The organism is Mycobacterium sp. NGS62 (assembly GCF_059812285.1).
In genome coordinates this window covers 280407-299059 of record NZ_JCALCK010000002.1, presented here as the reverse complement: position 1 = coordinate 299059, position 18653 = coordinate 280407, and the positions used below count along the sequence as shown (strand labels likewise).

At 65.4% G+C, this 18653-nt stretch carries 17 protein-coding genes; 10 read left to right on the top strand and 7 right to left on the bottom strand.

The window, feature by feature from the left end; translation table 11 throughout:
* Positions 1 to 32: 32 nt before the first annotated feature.
* From AC5Y49_RS06250 to prfB, 3 genes are read right to left on the bottom strand one after another with little or no spacing between them, the layout of a single operon-like run.
* On the bottom strand, positions 33 to 500 hold the full coding sequence (locus tag AC5Y49_RS06250; protein WP_499884949.1) for an Rv3103c family proline-rich protein: 468 nt from the start codon (positions 498 to 500) through the stop codon (positions 33 to 35).
* Positions 497 to 1471 (bottom strand): mechanosensitive ion channel family protein, encoded by a 975-nt coding sequence (locus AC5Y49_RS06245; RefSeq protein WP_499884947.1) that lies wholly within the window; start codon positions 1469 to 1471, stop codon positions 497 to 499. Before AC5Y49_RS06245 ends, AC5Y49_RS06250 begins: the two co-directional genes overlap by 4 nt.
* Complete coding sequence (gene prfB, locus AC5Y49_RS06240) at positions 1461 to 2567, bottom strand: peptide chain release factor 2 (protein ID WP_499884946.1); 1107 nt, start codon at positions 2565 to 2567, stop codon at positions 1461 to 1463. The genes AC5Y49_RS06245 and prfB overlap by 11 nt, the downstream gene beginning before the upstream one ends.
* 36 nt (positions 2568 to 2603) lie before the next feature.
* On the opposite strand from prfB, the gene AC5Y49_RS06235 reads away from it, so the two are divergent.
* The 7 genes from AC5Y49_RS06235 to AC5Y49_RS06205 all read left to right on the top strand — a co-directional run bounded on the left by AC5Y49_RS06235 (position 2604) and on the right by AC5Y49_RS06205 (position 12509).
* On the top strand, positions 2604 to 3971 hold the full coding sequence (locus AC5Y49_RS06235) for an FAD-dependent oxidoreductase (protein WP_499884945.1): 1368 nt from the start codon (positions 2604 to 2606) through the stop codon (positions 3969 to 3971).
* A 144-nt stretch (positions 3972 to 4115) separates the two neighbouring features.
* On the top strand, positions 4116 to 4439 hold the full coding sequence (locus tag AC5Y49_RS06230; RefSeq protein ID WP_499884943.1) for a carboxymuconolactone decarboxylase family protein: 324 nt from the start codon (positions 4116 to 4118) through the stop codon (positions 4437 to 4439).
* A gap of 200 nt (positions 4440 to 4639) precedes the next feature.
* Entirely contained in the window at positions 4640 to 8416 is a 3777-nt protein-coding gene (locus AC5Y49_RS06225) for a nitrate reductase subunit alpha (protein ID WP_499884941.1), read from the top strand.
* Positions 8416 to 10038 carry a nitrate reductase subunit beta gene (gene narH / locus AC5Y49_RS06220; protein WP_499884938.1) on the top strand — a complete coding sequence of 541 codons (1623 nt, stop codon included), beginning with the start codon at positions 8416 to 8418 and terminating at the stop codon, positions 10036 to 10038. The genes AC5Y49_RS06225 and narH overlap by 1 nt, the downstream gene beginning before the upstream one ends.
* A complete protein-coding gene (gene narJ, locus AC5Y49_RS06215; protein ID WP_499884934.1) occupies positions 10035 to 10673 on the top strand; it encodes a nitrate reductase molybdenum cofactor assembly chaperone in 639 nt (212 codons plus the stop codon). Before narH ends, narJ begins: the two co-directional genes overlap by 4 nt.
* Positions 10661 to 11410 (top strand): respiratory nitrate reductase subunit gamma, encoded by a 750-nt coding sequence (gene narI / locus AC5Y49_RS06210; RefSeq protein WP_499884931.1) that lies wholly within the window; start codon positions 10661 to 10663, stop codon positions 11408 to 11410. Before narJ ends, narI begins: the two co-directional genes overlap by 13 nt.
* Complete coding sequence (locus AC5Y49_RS06205) at positions 11397 to 12509, top strand: tellurite resistance/C4-dicarboxylate transporter family protein (protein WP_499884929.1); 1113 nt, start codon at positions 11397 to 11399, stop codon at positions 12507 to 12509. The genes narI and AC5Y49_RS06205 overlap by 14 nt, the downstream gene beginning before the upstream one ends.
* Positions 12510 to 12512: 3 nt before the next feature.
* Here AC5Y49_RS06205 and AC5Y49_RS06200 read toward each other — a convergent pair whose 3' ends face one another.
* The 3 genes from AC5Y49_RS06200 to AC5Y49_RS06190 form a co-directional block, all read right to left on the bottom strand.
* On the bottom strand, positions 12513 to 12992 hold the full coding sequence (locus AC5Y49_RS06200; RefSeq protein WP_499884926.1) for a hemerythrin domain-containing protein: 480 nt from the start codon (positions 12990 to 12992) through the stop codon (positions 12513 to 12515).
* On the bottom strand, positions 12989 to 13897 hold the full coding sequence (locus AC5Y49_RS06195) for a Rieske (2Fe-2S) protein (protein ID WP_499884924.1): 909 nt from the start codon (positions 13895 to 13897) through the stop codon (positions 12989 to 12991). Before AC5Y49_RS06195 ends, AC5Y49_RS06200 begins: the two co-directional genes overlap by 4 nt.
* A 76-nt stretch (positions 13898 to 13973) precedes the next feature.
* Entirely contained in the window at positions 13974 to 14330 is a 357-nt protein-coding gene (locus AC5Y49_RS06190) for a hypothetical protein (RefSeq protein ID WP_499886278.1), read from the bottom strand.
* Between the two features lie 80 nt (positions 14331 to 14410).
* On the opposite strand from AC5Y49_RS06190, the gene hisN reads away from it, so the two are divergent.
* From hisN to AC5Y49_RS06175, 3 genes are all read left to right on the top strand, one after another.
* The gene (gene hisN, locus AC5Y49_RS06185) at positions 14411 to 15196 is read left to right on the top strand and encodes a histidinol-phosphatase (RefSeq protein WP_499884921.1); all 786 of its coding nucleotides are present in this window, start codon (positions 14411 to 14413) and stop codon (positions 15194 to 15196) included.
* Between the two features lie 96 nt (positions 15197 to 15292).
* Positions 15293 to 16681: an acyl-CoA dehydrogenase family protein gene (locus AC5Y49_RS06180; protein WP_499884919.1), complete on the top strand. Its 1389-nt coding sequence runs from the start codon at positions 15293 to 15295 to the stop codon at positions 16679 to 16681.
* A 28-nt stretch (positions 16682 to 16709) separates the two neighbouring features.
* On the top strand, positions 16710 to 17921 hold the full coding sequence (locus AC5Y49_RS06175; protein ID WP_499884918.1) for an acyl-CoA dehydrogenase family protein: 1212 nt from the start codon (positions 16710 to 16712) through the stop codon (positions 17919 to 17921).
* Positions 17922 to 17933: 12 nt separating this feature from the next.
* On the opposite strand, the gene AC5Y49_RS06170 is transcribed toward AC5Y49_RS06175, so the two are convergent.
* The gene (locus AC5Y49_RS06170) at positions 17934 to 18539 is read right to left on the bottom strand and encodes a TetR/AcrR family transcriptional regulator (protein ID WP_499884916.1); all 606 of its coding nucleotides are present in this window, start codon (positions 18537 to 18539) and stop codon (positions 17934 to 17936) included.
* Positions 18540 to 18653 lie beyond the last annotated feature (114 nt).

The following is an 18653-nucleotide window of genomic DNA, read 5'->3' as shown; positions in this document are numbered from 1 at the left end:
TTTTGACAAGTCGCGCCAGGCCAGCTGCGGGGTTAGCGCGGCGGCGCCGGTGGCGGCGGGAACGGCGGTAGCGGTAGCGGCGCCGGCGCGGGCGGTGGCGGTGGCGGGGTGGGCGATGTGCCCGGCCCGAAGGGCGGCGGCAGAACCGGCAGTTGGAACGGCGGCGGCGGTGGCGTGGTCGTGGTGGTCGTCGGCGGGGTCGTGGTCGGCGGCGGCGTCGTCGTCACCGGCGGCGGCTGCTGCACTCTGCTGCGCGGTACCCAGGTGTAGTTCGGGTCGGGCACAAACCCCGGCGGCACCACCTGGGTGGCGGGGGCCTGGCCGGGCGTCGACTCCGATTGGTCGGAGTGCTGGTGGGTGTCGTAAATCCACCACAACCCGAGGAACGCGACGACGAGCACGGCAGTCGACGTGCGCACATGGCCGCCCAGGAAATAGCCCGGCCAACTTCGGTCCTTATCTTCGGCGGGCTTTCTCAACGGGTTCAGTGTGAGCTTCACTGCTTGTCCACCGGTTCCTGAACTTCCTGCTCGGCATTGCTGGCGATCGCGCCGACGGTCGGCCGCGCCTCGGCCGCGCTGACGATGCCGGCGCGGGCCAACGCTCGGATCACCAACACACGCAACTCGCGGCCCGCCTGGAACTGCTTGCCGGGCAACGTGCGGGCCACCAACCGCAAGGTGACCGTGTCGACCTCGATGCTTTCCACTCCCATCACAGTGGGCGCGTCGAGCAGCAACTCCCCCAACACCTCGTCATCGCGCGCATGCTCACACTCCTGGCGCAGAACCTCGTTGACCTGATTGAGGTCGGCGGTCGTCGGCACCGGAATGTCGACAACGGCGCGGGCCCAGTCTTTGGACAGATTGATCGACTTGACGATCTGACCGTTGGGAACGGTGAACACTTCGCCGTCCGGAGAACGCAACTTGGTCACCCGTAGCGTGACACCCTCGACGGTGCCCGCAGCGTCCTTGGGCGAACCCAAAATGGTGAGCTCGACCAAATCGCCGAACCCGTACTGCTTCTCGGCGATGATGAAAAACCCGGCCAGCAGGTCTTGGACCACCCGCTGAGCACCGAAACCCAGCGCGGCGCCCAGCACGGTCGCCGGCGCGACCAGCGAACCCACCGAAAACTTCAGAATGTCGGCGATCTGGATGGCGACGACGACGGCGATCATCACCACCGACACCCAGGAGATCACCGCCGCGACCGCCTGCCGGTGCTTGGTGGCCTCCGACCGAACCAGCGCATCGCTTTCGGCGAATCCCACATCGAGGCGCTGAGTCACCTTCTGCGCCGCCCAGGTAACGAAACGCGCCGCCAGCACCGCAGCGATCAGTACCAGCACGATGTGCAAGCCACTGGTGAGAATCCATTCGCGCACACCGCCGCGCCAGATATCACGGAAGGGCTGGACCGCCGCCAGGTTCTTGGTCATTGCCAAAACTGTTGTGTCAGTCGTCATCTCGCCTGTTACGCCACCGGATTCCCGCTTCCAGGAACCCGTCGATGTCGCCGTCCAGCACGGCCGTCGGATTGCCCACCTCGTGCTCGGTACGCAGATCCTTGACCATCTGATACGGGTGCAGTACGTACGACCGCATCTGGTTACCCCAGGAGCTGCCGCCGTCCCCCTTCAAGGCGTCAAGCTCAGCGCGTTCTTCTAAGCGCTTGCGTTCCAACAACTTTGCCTGAAGCACCCGCATCGCCGCAACCTTGTTCTGTAGTTGCGACTTCTCGTTTTGACACGTGACGACAATCCCGGTCGGGACGTGAGTGAGCCGAACCGCGGAATCAGTGGTGTTCACCGACTGGCCGCCCGGGCCGCTGGACCGATAGACGTCGACACGGACATCGCCTTCGGGGATATCGATGTGATCGGTGGTCTCTACCACCGGAAGCACCTCCACCTCCGCGAACGACGTCTGGCGTCGGCTCTGGTTGTCGAAGGGACTGATCCGCACCAGCCGGTGGGTGCCCTGTTCGACCGACAGCGTGCCGTAGGCGAACGGAGCGTGCACGGCGAAGGTCGCGCTTTTGATGCCGGCCTCTTCGGCGTAGGACGTGTCGAAGACCTCGACGGGATACTTGTGCTGCTCGGCCCAGCGGATATACATCCGCATCAGCATCTCGGCCCAATCGGCGGCGTCCACGCCGCCCGCACCCGAGCGGATGGTGACCAGCGCCTCACGCTCGTCATAGTCGCCGGACAGCAGAGTGCGGACCTCCATGGCCTCGATATCGGCGCGCAGCGCCTTGAGCTCGGCGTCAGCTTCGGCGAGCTCGTCTGCACTGCCTTCCTCCGCGGCCAGCTCGTAGAGCACTGGCAGGTCGTCGAGGCGGCCGCGCAGCTCCTCGACGCGCCGAAGCTCGCCTTGGGCGTGCGACAACTCGCTGGTCACGCGCTGCGCGCGGGACTGGTCGTCCCACAGGTTCGGGTCGGACGCCTCGTGCTCGAGTTTCTCGATGCGAGAGCGCAGACCTTCGACGTCCAACACCCGCTCCACCGTGGTCAGGGTGGAGTCAAGGGCGGCGAGGTCGGCCTGGCGGTCGGGTTCCACAGCTGCTCAGGGTACCGGCGTTTAGCATCGAAGATTATGCGCCCATACCACGTCGCGATCGTCGGCTCCGGTCCCTCCGGATTCTTTGCGGCAGCGTCACTGCTCAAGGCCGCTGACTCCTCGGATGACGTCGACGTGGCGGTAGACATGCTGGAGATGCTGCCCACGCCGTGGGGCCTGGTGCGCTCGGGTGTCGCGCCGGACCATCCCAAGATCAAGTCGATCAGCAAGCAGTTCGAAAAGACGGCCGACGACCCGCGCTTCCGCTTCTTCGGCAACGTCGTGATCGGCGAACACATCGAGGCCGCCGAGCTGGCCGAGCGCTACGACGCGGTGATTTATGCGACCGGCGCGCAATCCGACCGCTCGCTGGGCATTCCCGGTGAAGAGCTGCCAGGCAGCATCGCCGCCGTCGACTTCGTGGGCTGGTACAACGCTCATCCGCACTTCGAGCAAATGTCGCCCGATCTGTCCGGCGCGCGCGCGGTGGTCATCGGCAACGGCAACGTCGCACTCGACGTCGCCCGCATTCTGGTGAGCGACCCCGACGAGCTGGCCCAGACCGACATCGCCGATCACGCGTTGGATTCGTTGCGCCCGTGCGGTGTCCAGGAAGTGGTGGTCATCGGCCGTCGGGGTCCGCTGCAGACCGCGTTCACGACGCTGGAGTTGCGTGAGTTGGGCACGCTCGCGGCACTCCAAGGAGTCGACGTGGTGGTCGATCCCGCGGATCTCGAAGGCATCAGCGACGAGGACGCCGCCGCGGTCGGCAAGACGTGTAAGCAGAACATCACCGTGCTGCGGGATTATGCGAGCCGTGAGCCCCGCCCGAGTAACCGCCGACTCGTCTTCCGGTTTTTTACCTCCCCCATCGAAATCAAGGGCGACGGGAAAGTCGAACAGATCGTGCTCGGGCGCAACGAGCTGGTCAGCGACGAGGGCGGGCGCGTGGTGGCCAAGGACACCGGCGCGCGCGACGAGCTACCTGTGCAGCTGGTGGTGCGCTCGGTGGGCTATCGCGGCGTGCCCACCTCCGGACTGCCGTTTGACGACAAAAGCGGAATCATCCCGAACAGCGGCGGCCGGGTGACGGACAGCCGCAACGAGTACGTCGTCGGCTGGATCAAGCGCGGACCGACCGGGGTGATCGGCACCAACAAGAAGGATTCGCAAGACACCGTCGACGCGCTGCTCGACGATCTGTCGAAAGCCAGCCTCGCCGATTTCGGCACCGACCACGCCGACAAACTCGCTGAGTGGCTCGCCTCGCGTCAACCGAAGCTGGTCACCGACGCGCACTGGAAGCTGATCGACGAGTACGAGCGCTCGGCCGGCGAGCCGCACGGGCGACCGCGCGTCAAGCTGTCCAGCCTGGCCAAGATGCTGCACATCAGCCACGGCTAACTTCGCGAACGCCAATTCTGCGTTATCACAACGCTTCTGGTGTCGTCATCGACACGCCCGGAATTGCCCGCCCCGGCGGGTGTCAAACGGCCGCGATTCGAACTAACGTGGCTGATAGGGGTGGGCTCGACGGAAGGAAACGACATGGCAGACGGCATGTACCACCCCACCACCCCCGAAATCTCCGCGCGCCGTAAGGAATTGGCTCCGCACGTCCACGACGCTTTCGACGCTTTCAGCCGGGCGGTGTTCGCCGAAGGCGCCTTGCCGGAGAAGACGAAACAACTCGTCGCCGTCGCCGTCGCACATACCACCCAATGCCCGTACTGCATTCAGGGGCACACCAGGCTCGCGCGACGCAAGGGTGCCAGCGATCAGGAAATCATGGAGGCCATCTGGGTCGCCGCCGAGATGCGCGCGGGCGGTGCCTACGCCCACTCCACGCTCGCTCTCGAGCAACTCGGCTAGACCGGTGTTCCTAATTTTCACATGCGCATCCTGTAAAAATGATCGGCAACCTCCCAATCTTTCGCGGCGACCAGTGGTATACCGAGAGGTGCTGGTGTTATCAGCGGAATCGAAGCGGCACCTAACGGTTTGAACGCTCGGGATCTGTTGCTCGACCGGAGGTGTCGCCGGCGTCGATCCCCCCGGATCGGCGTAGTGCGATGCGCGAGAGAGCCGGGGTAAGCGGATTGACAGCGATCAACCATCGACCGACAGCAAGCGACGAGCACGGCGACGGGAGGCCTCCGCGCGGCGTGCTGGCGCCGCTGCTGCCCGGCGGCGAACCCGTCGAATCACTCTTACGCAAGGCGCAGTACTTCACCGTGGGCACGCCCACAGCCGACCACCGCGAGGTGCATCGCCGCGGCGGTCGCGGCGCCGAGGAGTTCTACCGCGAGCGGTGGCGGCACGGCAAGGAGGTTCGCTCGACCCACGGGGTCAACTGCACCGGCTCCTGCTCGTGGAAGGTCTACGTCAAAGAAGGCATCATCGCCTGGGAGACCCAGGCAACCGACTACCCGTCAGTCGGTCCGGACAGCCCCGAATACGAGCCACGCGGTTGTCCGCGCGGCGCGTCGTTTTCCTGGTACACCTACTCGCCGGCGCGGGTGCGCTACCCGTATATCCGCCAGCCCCTGCTGGAGATGTGGCGCGAAGCTCGCGCGCGACTGGCGGATCCGGTCGAGGCGTGGGCGGAGATCACTGCTGATACCGAGCGCGCCGCCAGCTACAAACAGGCCCGCGGCAAGGGCGGGTTTCTGCGTACGACGTGGGACGAAGTCAGCGAACTGATCGCGGCCGCGCACGTGCACACGATCAAGACCTACGGCCCGGACCGGGTGGTCGGGTTCTCGCCGATCCCGGCCATGTCGCAGATCTCCTATGCCGCCGGCACCCGGTTCCTGTCGATGATCGGCGGGACGATCCTGTCGTTCTACGACTGGTACGCCGACCTCCCTCCCTCCTCGCCGCAGGTCTACGGCGACCAGACCGACGTGCCGGAGTCCGGCGACTGGTGGAACGCCGCCTACCTGATCATTTGGGGCACCAACCTGCCGATCACCCGTACTCCCGACGCCCACTTCATGGTGGAGGCCCGCTACCGCGGCCAGAAGGTCGTCGTCGTCAGCCCGGACTATTCCGACCACACCAAGTTCGCCGACGACTGGCTGGCCTGCGCGCCCGGTACCGATGGCGCGCTGGCGATGGCGATGGGACACGTGGTGCTGTCCGAGTTCTTTCGGGACCGCCTGGTGCCCTACTTCCAGCAATACGTCAAGACCTACACCGACCTGCCGTTCCTGGTCACGCTGCGAGAGCGCGACGGCGCATACGTGCCCGACCGATTCCTCACCGCCGCCGACCTCGGCCGTGACGACGCGCGCGCGGTGCACCAAACCGTGCTGCTCGACGCGGCGACCGGCCAACCCGTCGTCCCAAACGGCACCCTTGCCGATCACTTCAGCGACGCCGGCAAGGGCAAGTGGAACCTTGACCTCGGTGACGTCGACCCGGTGCTGACACTGCACGGCCGCTGCGACGAGGCAGTCGAAATCGACTTGCCCCGCTTCGACATCGGCGAAACCGAAGGCGGCGGCGCGATCCGCCGCGGCGTTCCGGTACTGCGGATCGGCGATCGCTTGGTGACGACGGTGTTCGACCTGCTGATGGCGCATTACGCGGTGCCGCGCGACGGGCTGCCGGGCGAGTGGCCGACCGGCTACGACGATACCTCCCAGCCCTACACGCCGGCCTGGCAACAGGTGATCACGTCGGTACCGGCGGCGGCCGCCGCCCGGGTGGCGCGCGAATTCGCGCGCAGCGCAGAGCTTTCCGAGGGCCGCTCAATGATCGCGATGGGCGCGGGCACCAACCACTGGTTCCACTCCGATCAGATCTATCGCACCTTCTTCACGCTCACCATGTTGTGCGGCTGCCAGGGCGTCAACGGCGGCGGTTGGGCGCACTATGTCGGCCAGGAAAAGGTGCGCCCGCTGACGGGATGGCAGCAGGTCGCGTTCGGGCTGGACTGGCAACGGCCGACCCGGCACATGACCGGCACGTCGTTTTTCTACTTGCACACCGACCAGTGGCGCTACGAGCAGTTCGGCGCCGACGAACTGTCATCCCCGCTGGGTCGCGGCCTGTTCCGCGGCAAGGCCAACGCCGATGCGCTGGCCCAAGCGTCCCGGCTGGGCTGGACACCGACCTTCCCTACTTTCGACCGCAACCCCTTGGACCTGGCCGATGCGGCGACGGCCGCCGGCAAAAGCATCGCCGACTACGTGGTCGACGAATTGACCAGCGACCGTTTACATTTCGCGGGTGAGGATCCGGACAACCCAGTGAACTTCCCCCGGGTGCTGACGGTGTGGCGAGCCAATCTGTTGGGATCATCGGGCAAGGGCATGGAGTACTTCATGCGGCATCTGCTGGGCACCCACAACGCCGTGCGCGCTGACGAGTCCCCCGAGGAGCTGCGACCGAACGAAGTGCGTTGGCGCGACGAGGCACCGCGCGGCAAGCTCGACCTGGCGGTGACCCTCGACTTCCGGATGACCAGCACCTGCACGTATTCCGACATCGTGTTGCCGGCCGCCACCTGGTATGAGAAATACGACATCTCCACTACCGACATGCACCCGTTCGTGCACTCGTTCAATCCGGCCATCGCACCGCCCTGGGAAGCCCGCACCGACTTCGACACGTTCGCCACCATCGCCCGCGACTTCTCCCGGCTTGCCGCCAAGCATTTGGGCACCCGCACCGATGTGATCGCCGCGCCGCTGCTGCACGACAGTCCCGACGAGCTGGCCCAGCCCGGCGGTGTGGTGCGTGACTGGCGTTACGGCGAGTGCGAGCCGCTACCGGGCAAGACCATGCCGAAACTGGTGGCGATCGAACGCGATTACACCGCGGTCGCCGCCAAGATGGCCGCGCTGGGTCCGCTGGTCGAAACCGCGGGCACCCCGATGAAAAGCATCAGCTGGAAGCCGACCGGAGCAATCGACTGGCTGGGCCGGCGTAACGGCATCGTCCACGGCGGTGTCGCCGACGGGCGACCATCGCTGGCTCGCGATGTCCATATGGCCGAGGCAATCCTGGCGCTGTCGGGAACCACCAATGGCCGGGTCGCACTGCAGGGCTGGGAGGCGTTGGAGGAACTCACCGGCGTGCAGTTGAGCGACTTGGCCGAGGAACGCTCCGGTGAGCGGATCACCTTCCACGACACTCAGGTGCAACCCCGCGCGGTGATCACCTCACCCGAGTGGTCGGGCAGCGAGGCCGGGGGGCGCCGCTACTCGCCGTTCGTCGTCAACGTCGAACGCAAAAAGCCGTGGCACACGCTGACCGGGCGGATGCACTTCTTTCTGGACCACGACTGGATGGCCGAATACGGTGAATGGCTTCCGGTGTACCGGCCGCCGCTGAACTACGCGCGGCATTTCGGCGACGAGGCGCTCGGCGAGGAGGGCCGCCCCGAGATCACCGTGCGCTATCTCACCCCCCACTCGAAGTGGTCGATCCACTCTGAGTACCAAGACAATTTGCATATGCTGCGGCTCTTCCGCGGGGGGCCGGTGATCTGGATGAGCCCGGCCGATGCCAAGACCATCGGGGTCGCCGACAACGACTGGATCGAAGCCTACAACCGCAACGGTGTGGTGGCCTGCCGCGCGGTCGTCACGCACCGAATGCCCAAAGGCACCGTGTTCATGTACCACGCGATGGACCGGCATCTGATGACCCCGAAATCGGAGGTCTCCGGCTGGCATGGCGGTGGCGATAACTCGCTGACCCGGCTGACTATGAAGCCGACCCACATGATCGGTGGCTACGCCCAATTGTCTTTTGGCTTCAACTATTACGGCCCGACCGGCAGCCAGCGCGACGAGATCACCGTGATCCGGCGTCGTTCGCAGGAGGTGCAGTACTGATGCGGGTGATGGCCCAGGTGGCGATGGTGATGAACCTGGACAAGTGCATCGGCTGCCATACCTGCACCGTCACCTGCAAGCAGGTGTGGACCAACCGCCCGGGCACCGAATACGTCTACTTCAACAACGTCGAAACCAAACCGGGCATCGGCTATCCCAAGCGTTACGAGGACCAGGAGCAGTGGCACGGCGGCTGGACGCTGGACCGCAAAGGCCGACTACAGCTCAAGGCGGGCGGGCGGCTGCGCAAACTGCTCTCGATCTTCTACAACCCCGACCTGCCCAGCATCGACGACTACGGTGACCCGTGGACCTACGACTACCAAACCGTGATCGACGCGCCCCTGGGTACCGCGAACCCCAGCGCGCATTCGATTTCCGCGCTGACCGGTCGCGACGTAACAGTCAAGTGGGGCAGCAACTTCGACGACGACCTCGCCGGCGCGCCGGAACTGGCCGTCGACGATCCCAACCTCGCCGGGCTGCAAGAGCACGTCAAGATGGAGTTCGAGCAGGTGTTCATGTTCTACCTGCCCCGCATCTGCGAGCACTGCCTCAACCCGTCGTGCGTCGCGTCCTGCCCGTCTGGGGCGATGTACAAACGCGCCGACGACGGGATCGTGTTGGTAGACCAGGACCGTTGTCGCGGTTGGCGATTCTGCGTCTCCGGATGTCCGTACAAGAAGGTCTATTTCAACCACCGCACCGGCAAGGCCGAGAAGTGCACGTTCTGCTATCCGCGGACCGAGCAAGGGCTGCCGACGATCTGCTCGGAGACCTGCGTCGGCCGGTTGCGCTATCTGGGCCTGTTCCTCTATGACGCCGATAAGGTGCTCGACGCCGCCGCCACACCCGATGCGCAGGATCTTTACGAAGCCCAACTCGACGTGTTCCTGGACCCGCACGATCCGACCGTGCAGGCCGAGGCGGCGCGCGCCGGCATTCCGCACGACTGGATCCAGGCCGCACAGCGCTCCCCGGTCTATGAGCTGGCGGTGCGGCACAAGGTCGCGCTGCCGCTGCATCCGGAATATCGCACGCTGCCGATGGTTTGGTACATCCCGCCGCTGTCGCCAGTGGCCGACGTCGTCAACGCGGCCGGCTATGACGAGAACAATCCCGACAATGTTTTCGCCACGATCGACGCGCTGCGCATCCCGGTGGAATACCTGGCCAACCTGTTCACCGCCGGCGACGCCGAAGTGGTGCGGACGGTGCTGCGCAAGCTGGCCGCGGTGCGGGCAATTCAGCGCGCCGGGCAGCTCGGCCTGGACATCGACGAAGGTCTGCCTGCTTCCGTCGGAGCCACCGCCGACGACCTCGACGACTTGTACCGACTGCTGGCTATTGCGAAATACGAAGAGCGCTATGTGATTCCGCCTGCCCACACCGAGGAGGCCGGGATCTTGATGGGTCAGCACGAACAGCTGTTCTGCAGCCTCGACACCGACGGCGGACCCGGCATGGGCGGGATGGGCCCGCCTGGTCCACACGGCGTCGGCTCCTATCGTCCTGCGAGTAGCCCCGCCGAAACTGCCAGCCCCGCAACCGGCTTCAACTTGCTGAACTGGAACGGCAGGGACCGTGACACGCGGATGTTCCCAGAACCGGGCACCGCATGAACCAGCAGACCATCAAGTTGGCGTCGGTGCTGCTGCAGTACCCGACGACGGCGCTTTTCGACGGGCTCGACACGCTGGACACGTTCGCGGCCGGGGCCAGCCCCAAGCCGGCGCGCGAGGCATTCGGCCGGTTTCTCGGCTGGCTGCGCGCCACGTCGCCCGACCAGGTCGCGCAGCACTACGTGCGCACTTTTGATCTGCACCGAAAGTGCACGCTGTATCTGACCTACTACCGCTACGGCGACACCCGCAAACGCGGGATGGCGATGGTCATCTTCAAGACCGCCTATCGCGATGCCGGCTTCGTCCCGACCGACGACGAGTTGCCCGACTACCTGCCGATGGTGTTGGACTTCGCCGCACTGTGTCCCCGAGGCCAGCGGCTGTTGTCCGCGCACCGCCCCGACTTGGAGTTGCTGCGCCGCAATTTGACCACGGCCGAGTCGCCGTACGCCGACCTGGTGGCCGCGGTGATCGCCGATCTGCCCGGGCTCGGCAAGCGCGAACTGGATCAGGTGCGGGCCGCCTGGGAGTCCGGTCCGCCGCGCGAGGAGGTCGGGCTGGAGCCGTTCGCGCCGCCGGAATACCTCGCTGGTTATGGCGCCGGAAGTGGAGGCGATCCGTGGGACAACTGAGCACATGGAGCATCTGCTGGTGGGTGATCCTGCCGTACATCGCGATCGCCGTCTTCGTCGTCGGGCACATCTGGCGGTGGCGGTATGACCAATTCGGCTGGACCAGCCGCTCGACCCAACTGCAGGAGCGTCGGCTGCTCAAGTGGGGATCCCCGCTGTTTCACTACGCCACGTTCGCCGCGATCGGCGGACACATCCTGGGCATCCTCGTCCCGAAGTCGGTCACCGACTGGCTCGGCATTCCCGAGACCTGGTACCAGGACTTCTCCGCGGTCGCGGGCTCGGCCGCCGCCATCGGCATCTTGATCGGTGCCGGGGTGTTGACGTTTCGCCGCACCGCTGTCCCGCGGGTCCGCGCCACCACCAGTCCGGTGGATTACGTGGCGTTGATCCTGCTCGGGCTCATCGTGCTGCTCGGCATCTTCCTGACACTGGGACTACAGGACACCTCGCACTACGAGTACCGCAACACCGTCGGAGTGTGGTTTCGCAGCCTGTTCGCGTTCCGCCCCAACGTCAAGGCGATCATGAGCGCACCGCCGCTCTATCGGGTGCACGCCATCGCGTCGTGGGCGATTTTCATCGTCTGGCCGTTCAGCCGCCTCGTCCATGCGTGGAGTTACCCGCTGTGGTATCTGTGGCGGCCCTATATTGTCATCCGCAGCCGCGTTGCCAGGCCTCCCCAAGAGCCAGGAACCAGCGGGCGGAGATGGCGGAAGATTGGTGTCCCTTACTGAAGCAGACGGCGCGACCGGCATTCGGGAAGCGGTAAGAACCCTCAACCCCGGCTACTTCGCGCTGGTGATGGCCACCGGCATCGTGTCGATCGCGATGCACAACCACCACGCCTATGCCTTCTCGGTGATGTTGCTGTGGCTTGCCGTCCTGGCCTTCGTCGTCTTGGTGGCGGCTACCGCGGTGCGGGTCATCGCTTTCCGCTCCGACTTCACCGCAGACTTGCGGGATCCGCGCCGCGCTTTCGGGTCATTCACATTTGTCGCCGCCGTCGACGTGCTGGGCACCCGATTGGCCATCGACACGCACTACCGGCTGGCGTCCGTGCTCCTGATTGTCGGATGGCTAGCGTGGCTGGTGCTGGGCTACGTCGTACCGTGGGCCGCGGTGGTGCGTACCACCCACCGGCCGGTGTTGCAGCACGCCAACGGCAGCTGGTTCATCTGGGTGGTGGCCAGCGAATCGGTCGCCGTGTTGGCCGCCGCGTTGGAGCCCGAACTGGAAACGGGCCGACGGGAATTGGCGCTGCTGGCGGTGTTCTCCTGGTCGGTAGGCGTCTTTCTCTACGCTGCCGCAGGCATTTTCGTCGGTGCCCGTATCCTGCTCTATGGGCTGCGGCCCGAAGACCTCACCGCGCCGTACTGGGTGTCGATGGGCGCTACCGCCATCACCGTCGTCGCCGGCGCCCGCATCGCGCAGATGGCATCCGCGCCGATGGTCGACGCCACCCGCGGACTGATCGCCGGCACGTCGGTGGTGTTCTGGGCTTTCGGCACCTGGCTGATACCTCCGCTGATCGCCGCCGGCGTGTGGAAGCATGTGGTGCATCGCATTCCGCTGCGCTACGAGGGACCGCTGTGGAGCGTGGTTTTCCCGCTGGGCATGTACGGGGTCGCCGGCGACTACCTGGGCAAGGCCGATCAACTGCCGATCGTGGAGTACATCGGTGCCGACGAAAGCTGGGTTGGCCTGGCCGCCTGGGCTATCACCTTTGCCGCGATGGTGCACCATCTGATCACCACCGTCGGCTTCAGGTGGGGGAAATCGCCGCAACTCGATGTCAGCGATCAGGCAACCACGCGGGCCAACAGCACCACGTGACGATCACAACGCGCGAAGCACCGCGGCGCGCCCGCTCACCCGAAGCTTTTCGAGCGTGGAACCCCGTAATTGCTCGATGCGCTTGAGCATTTCGTCGCCCAACTCATCGAGCACCTCCTCATCCACAGCAACGGGCGGCGGACACAAATCGCGTTCCTCTTCGCTAGCGTGCGCTTCCAAAACTGTGACAAACGAACACCATTCGTCGTCGTAGTGAGGTGCTGCCCGAGGCGTGCGCAAGACGGCGGCAAGCTGATCCCACACCTGGCGATGCTCAGCGTGGGCAATCGCAACGAGTTCGCTCGCCGCCGAGACGGCCGGATAAAACAAGTCATCCTCGATGCGCATATGAATGTCCAACTCCATCAGCAGGTCGTCGAGGGCCTGCCGACGCTCGTAAGATTCGCGCGGAATGGCCGTGATGTTCCTGCACAACCGGCGCAGGATTGTGTGATGCTCACAGAGGACCTCATAGGCATTCATCGCCGTACTCCTTCCACAGTGCCCGGAACGACGCCACACACCTCGACCAGGCCACCGCGGACCCGAGTCGAGTAGCACGGCAGCGCCGTCGTCGCGGGTCCCCGCAGCACTTCGCCCGATCCGCACGCGAACCGTGAACCATGCCAGGGACACACGATTCGGCCCCGGTCGATCCAGCCGTCAGCCATTGGCGCACCCAGATGTGGGCAATGCTCGCTGACCGCCAGCACCTGACCATCATCGCGGTACAGGACCACGCCCACGCCGGCCACCTCCACCCGTTGTGGCCGCTCGTCCAGCGCCGTCACTGGCAGAACCGGTGTCCAGCTTTTGATGCTCAGCCCCGCGCCGGAGTGGTCGACGCCGACGCCTGATCCATACACCAACGTCGCCCCCAGATAGCCGCTGCCAAGCGTGAGGCCGTAGCCGGCCGCAGTACCGACGATTCCCCGAAAGTGCCTGCGGTGGCCGCGATCCCACCAGGAGGTCAGATACAGGGCGGTGGCGAGGGCGTTCAATGCGCCATGCACCACACCGATGCGGCGCGGGCGTTCGTGGGTGTGCTGCCAATCGGTAAGGCCGGTAGCCGCCGCGCCCAGGCTTCCCACAATCCCGACAGCTAAGGTCAACCGTGACGCGGCACGTAATCCTGCGGCACGACCCGGCAGCACACTTGCCGCGTCTAATGCCACCGTCGTAGCCACCGCTCCGATCGGCAACGACGTCAATGCCGGGTGCAGCGGATGGCCCAGCCACGTTCCGTGCAATGCGTTGCTCACCTGCTCTCGGTGGCGACCACAGGCGGCGAACACAAATGCCAAAGCGTGCTCAAGCCGATAGCTCGGCCGATCCAACCACTCCTGGCGTCCCAGCGTGGCGATGACGTACGTCCCGGTTTGACGCACGCGACTTGTCGCAGACGGAAGACTCCCTACTTCGCCGAGTCCCACATGCTGTGCACGAAATCTGGACGCGATTCGTTCAATCCGCGGATGTGCTCGGCGGGCTCGGCGGCTCGGACGGCGCGAGGCTCCAGTTGTCCGGGTTCTTCGGCGAGTACACCACCGGCAGCAGTTGACCCATCGTCGGCCAGTCATCGACATTGACGGCCATGCGCTGATAGACAGCATGCTCGTTGACGGTCGGCCCGTTGATCACGCCGGCGATGGTGACGAACTGCTCACCGGTGGCGTCGGGTCGTGGACTGACACCGGTGACCAGCAGTGTGCCGTTCACTGCGTCGCCGCGTGGTCCGCGCCGGATGAACCGCGGGGCTAAAAAGACGGCCAGAATCGCAATCAGCAGTAACAGCACACCGAATTCCCACACGCCGCCCATGGTAGGACTGCAGGAATGACGCCCCTCGCCCATGCCGACGACGATGATGCCGGCGCAGCCGGGATCGAGGAGTGGCATCAATGACCGATGCCGACGACGATCTCGCGGTGGCGTTGGCGCTGGCCGACCGCGCGGACGCGGTGACGCTGACCCGGTTCGGCGCGCTGGACCTGCAGGTCGACACCAAACCTGATCTCACTCCGGTGACCGACGCCGACCGGGCGGTCGAAACCGCATTGCGCGAAGCGCTCGGACGGGACCGGCCCACCGACAGCATCCTGGGCGAAGAATTCGGTGGATCCACCACGATGACCGGGCGGCAATGGATTGTCGACCCGATCGACGGCACCAAGAACTTCGTCCGCGGGGTGCCGGTATGGGCCAGCCTGATCGCATTGCTCGACGATGGCGTCCCCACTGTCGGCGTCATCAGCGCGCCGGCGCTGCAGCGGCGGTGGTGGGCGGCGAGCGGTGCGGGTGCATTTGCGACGGTCGGCGGCTCGGCGCCGCGGCGGCTCACGGTGTCCTCGGTAGCAGAGCTGAGCGCGGCGAGCCTGTCGTTCTCCAGCTTGTCCGGGTGGGCGCAACGCGGTCTGCGGGAGCGCTTCGTCGCCCTGACCGACGCGGTGTGGCGGGTGCGGGCGTATGGCGACTTCTGGTCGTACTGCCTGGTGGCCGAGGGTGCCGTCGACGTCGCCGCCGAACCCGAAGTCTCGGTTTGGGACCTAGCCGCGCTGGACATCCTGGTTCGGGAGGCGGGCGGCGCCTTCACCAGCTTGGACGGCACCGTCGGCCCTCACGGCGGCAGCGTGGTGGCGACCAACGGCTCGCTGCACGACGAGGTGCTGAGGCGACTGCGCAGCTAGCAGCGGTGTGAAGTATTTAACAGGTACGTCTATCTTACTCCAGAGTAAGATAGACGGCGTTAGCCCAACGACAGTGCTCAATAAAAGGCTGCTGATATGACCAACACCCTCCCCGCGACCAGTGGACGCCCCAAGCGAACCGGCCGTAAGACCGCCGTTGGTGAACACAAGCACAAGCGATCCGGCATCGACATCGGCATGGCGCTGCTCACGCCGCTGCTCGGCCAAGAGTTCTTGGACAAATACCGCTTGCGCGATCCGCTCAACCGGACGCTGCGCTACGGCGTCAAGACGGTGTTTTCGGCCGCCGGCGCCACCAACCGGCAGTTCAAACGCGTCCAAGGGCTTCGCGGCGGGCCGACGCGGCTGAAGGCAAGCGGCAAAGACTACTTCGACCTGACGCCCGACGATGATCAGAAGCTCATCGTCGAAACCGTCGAGCAGTTCGCCGAAGAGATCCTGCGGCCCGCTGCCCACGACGCCGACGAGGCGGCGGCCTATCCCCCGGATCTGGTCGCCAAGGCGGCAGAGTTAGGGATCACCGCCGTCAACGTCCCCGAGGACTTCGACGGTATCGCCGAACACCGCTCAAGTGTCACCAACGTGCTGGTCGCCGAGGCGCTGGCGTATGGCGACATGGGACTGGCCCTGCCGATCCTCGCCCCGGCCGGGGTCGCCGCGGCGCTCACCCATTGGGGCAGCGCCGATCAGCAGGCCACCTACCTCAAGGAGTTCGCGGGCGACAATGTCCCGCAGGCCTGCGTGGCAATCGCCGAACCACACGCGTTGTTCGACCCAACCAACCTGAAGACCACCGCGACCCGCACCCCCAGCGGCTACCGGCTCGAGGGCGTCAAATCGCTGGTCCCGGCCGCCGCCGATGCCGAATTGTTCATCGTGGCAGCACAACTCGATGGCAGGCCGGCACTGTTCATCGTCGAGTCGTCGGCTCAGGGTCTGACTGTCAAGACCGACCCGAGCATGGGCATCCGCGCTGCGGCCTTGGGTCAGGTCGAGTTGGACAAGGTGTCGGTGCCACTGAGCGCCCGCCTCGGCGAAGACGACGCCAGCGACGCCGACTATTCGGAAGCAATCGCATTGTCGCGGCTGGGCTGGGCCGCGCTGGCCGTCGGCACCTCCCATGCCGTGCTCGACTACGTCGTCCCCTACGTCAAAGAACGCGAAGCCTTCGGCGAGCCGATCGCTCACCGCCAGTCGGTGGCGTTCATGTGCGCCAACATCGCCATCGAATTCGACGGCATGCGGCTGATCACCTGGCGCGGTGCCGCCCGCGCCGAACAAGGTTTGCCGTTCACCCGCGAAGCGGCGCTGGCCAAGCGGCTGGCCACCGACAAGGGCATGCAGATCGGCCTGGACGGCGTGCAGCTGCTCGGTGGCCACGGCTACACGAAGGAACACCCCGTCGAACGCTGGTACCGCGACCTGCGGGCCATCGGCGTCGCCGAGGGCGTTGTAGTCATCTGAGTCTTTCCCCGCAACCGAAAGTCTAGTCATGGCAATCAATCTGGAACTTCCCAAGAAAATGCACGCGGTCATCGACAACGCTCATTCCGCCGGTGCCGAACTCATGCGGCCGATCGCCCGCAAATACGACCTGAAGGAGCACGCCTACCCGGTCGAGCTCGACACCCTGACCCACATGTACGAGGGCGCCGCCGCATCCAACACCCTCGGCATGGCCGGAGCCGATGCGTTTCGCGGCAGCGAAAGCAGCGAAGAGAAGAACCGCAACGGCGCCAACATGGCTGCTGTGCTCCAAGCCCTGGAAGTCAGTTGGGGCGACGCCGCGATGATGCTGTCGATCCCGTATCAGGGGTTGGGCAACGCCGCGATCTCCGGAGTGGCCACCGACGAGCAGCTGCAACGCCTGGGCCGGGTGTGGGCGGCAATGGCCATCACCGAACCAGGGTTCGGCTCCGACTCGGCAGCGGTGTCGACAACCGCCAAGCTCGACGGCGACGAGTACGTGATCAACGGCGAAAAGATCTTCGTCACTGCCGGTTCCCGCGCCACCCACATCGTGGTGTGGGCAACGCTGGACAAGTCGCTGGGCCGCCCGGCGATCAAGTCGTTCATCGTGCCGCGCGAGCACCCCGGTGTCACCGTGGAACGGCTGGAGAACAAGCTGGGCATCAAAGGCTCCGACACGGCGGTGATCCGGTTCGACAATGCCCGCATCCCCAAAGACAACCTATTGGGCAATCCCGAGATCCAAACGGGCAAGGGCTTTGCCGGGGTGATGGAAACCTTCGACAACACTCGCCCGGTCGTCGCGGCGATGGCCGTCGGCGTCGCCCGCGCGGCGTTGGAAGAACTGCGCAAGGTCCTGACCGAGGCCGGCGTGGAGATCTCCTATGACAAGCCGTCGCACGCCCAAAGCGCCCCGGCCGCAGAGTTTTTACGGATGGAGGCCGACTGGGAGGCCAGCTATCTGCTGACGGTACGCTCGGCATGGCAGGCCGACAACGGCATCCCCAACTCCAAAGAAGCATCGATGGCCAAAGCCAAGGCCGGCCGGGTGGGCAGCGACATCACCTGCAAGGCCGTCGAAATGGCCGGCACCACCGGCTATTCCGAGCAGTCCCTGCTGGAGAAGTGGGCGCGCGACTCCAAGATCATGGATATCTTCGAAGGCACTCAACAGATCCAGCAGTTGGTGGTGGCCCGACGGCTACTGGGATTGTCGTCCTCGGAACTCAAGTAAGGTTGTGGCGCCCTACGCCGCAGACAGGCGCGGTAGCTCGGCCATCGAGATTTCGCGGGCCTCGGCGGGCTCGATCCCCATGGCGCGCAACAGGAGTTCGGCCGTCGACGACCCGGCTTCGCGCCACGTCTGATGCCCCTCGAGCACCATCCACATCGCGCTGACGGTCGCACCGACCACTAAAGAGGCGATACTGTCGGCGCTTACCGGGCCGAGGTTGTACCGCCCGGCCGCGACGCCATCGGTGATGTCACGCATGGGCGGCCCGGTCATCATCGCGCGCAGCGACTCCTCGGACAACCCGAACCTAACCGCGAAACGGCCAATCGTCGGGTTCTCGTGTGCATAGCGGACCCACAACCGCACGCCGGTCGCCAGGCGCGCCGCGGGGTCGTCGATACCGGCGAAGCTCTCCGCGACTCGCCGATGCATGTCGGTGCTGAGGTCGGCGACGACGCGATCAAACAAGTCCCCCACCGACCCGAGATTGCGGTAGAGCGTGCCCCGAGCCACGTTTGCCGCCTGAGCCAATTCGCTGATGGTCAGCTGAGTGGTTCCCTTCTCGACGAACAGCCGGACCGCGGCATCGCTGATCCGCTGGTCAGTGGGTGTGGTCATGAGCCCGTCCTCAGGGTGGTTTCGAAAGCACGAATCCATAGTACATCTATGTGCAAGCACAGCGTTGGTTGCAAGGATAATGACATGCTTGACTCATATTGAACGATAGTGTTC